The 1,820-nt window shown below is 53.0% G+C and carries 1 rRNA gene; it reads right to left on the bottom strand.

Going from position 1 to position 1,820, the window contains the following annotated elements:
* Window positions 1–43: 43 nt before the first annotated feature.
* A 16S ribosomal RNA gene (locus Xedl_RS19415) occupies window positions 44–1,585 on the bottom strand.
* Window positions 1,586–1,820 lie beyond the last annotated feature (235 nt).

Genomic DNA, 1,820 nt, shown 5'->3' with positions numbered 1-1,820 from the left:
ATCAGACAATCTGTGTGAACACTCACAATTCACGCTCATTAGTTAAGGAGGTGATCCAACCGCAGGTTCCCCTACGGTTACCTTGTTACGACTTCACCCCAGTCATGAATCACAAAGTGGTCAGCGCCCTCCTAAAGGTTAAGCTACCGACTTCTTTTGCAACCCACTCCCATGGTGTGACGGGCGGTGTGTACAAGGCCCGGGAACGTATTCACCGTAGCATTCTGATCTACGATTACTAGCGATTCCGACTTCATGGAGTCGAGTTGCAGACTCCAATCCGGACTACGACAGACTTTATGAGGTCCGCTTGCTCTCGCGAGGTCGCTTCTCTTTGTATCTGCCATTGTAGCACGTGTGTAGCCCTACTCGTAAGGGCCATGATGACTTGACGTCATCCCCACCTTCCTCCGGTTTATCACCGGCAGTCTCCCTTGAGTTCCCACCCGAAGTGCTGGCAACAAAGGATAAGGGTTGCGCTCGTTGCGGGACTTAACCCAACATTTCACAACACGAGCTGACGACAGCCATGCAGCACCTGTCTCACGGGTCCCGAAGGCACTTCCGCATCTCTGCAGAATTCCGTGGATGTCAAGAGTAGGTAAGGTTCTTCGCGTTGCATCGAATTAAACCACATGCTCCACCGCTTGTGCGGGCCCCCGTCAATTCATTTGAGTTTTAATCTTGCGACCGTACTCCCCAGGCGGTCGATTTAACGCGTTAGCTCCGGAAGCCACAGCTCAAGGCCACAACCTCCAAATCGACATCGTTTACAGCGTGGACTACCAGGGTATCTAATCCTGTTTGCTCCCCACGCTTTCGCACCTGAGCGTCAGTCTTCGTCCAGGGGGCCGCCTTCGCCACCGGTATTCCTCCACATCTCTACGCATTTCACCGCTACACGTGGAATTCTACCCCCCTCTACGAGACTCTAGCCAACCAGTCTTAGATGCCATTCCCAGGTTAAGCCCGGGGATTTCACATCTAACTTAATTGACCGCCTGCGTGCGCTTTACGCCCAGTAATTCCGATTAACGCTTGCACCCTCCGTATTACCGCGGCTGCTGGCACGGAGTTAGCCGGTGCTTCTTCTGCGGGTAACGTCAATCGTGAAGTCTATTCAACTCCACGCCTTCCTCCCCGCTGAAAGTACTTTACAACCCGAAGGCCTTCTTCATACACGCGGCATGGCTGCATCAGGCTTGCGCCCATTGTGCAATATTCCCCACTGCTGCCTCCCGTAGGAGTCTGGGCCGTGTCTCAGTCCCAGTGTGGCTGGTCATCCTCTCAGACCAGCTAGGGATCGTCGCCTAGGTGAGCCTTTACCCCACCTACTAGCTAATCCCATCTGGGTTCATCCGATGGCGTGAGGCCCGAAGGTCCCCCACTTTGCTCCACAGAGATTATGCGGTATTAGCCACCGTTTCCAGTGGTTATCCCCCGCCATCGGGCAGATCCCCAGACATTACTCACCCGTCCGCCGCTCGCCGGCAGGAAAGCACGCTTTCCCCCGCTGCCGCTCGACTTGCATGTGTTAGGCCTGCCGCCAGCGTTCAATCTGAGCCATGATCAAACTCTTCAATTAAAGTTTGATGCTCAAAGAATTCTACTGTTAGTTCGTAATGAATTAACTGTCAGTCACTCTTCAAGACTTTAAATCATTTTGCCTTTCGGCTGAGTTTAGTGTCTTGCGAGTGCCCACACAGATTGTCTGATTAATTTGTTAAAGAGCGTTGGCAACCGGACATCTCTTCCGGGTTGCGAGGCTGCGTATCTTACGCTTTTTGCCTCCGGAGTCAAGCGATTATTTTCGCCTTTCT

The sequence above is a fragment of the Xenorhabdus eapokensis genome, assembly GCF_001908105.1.
This window is presented reverse-complemented; position numbering and strand designations above follow the sequence as displayed.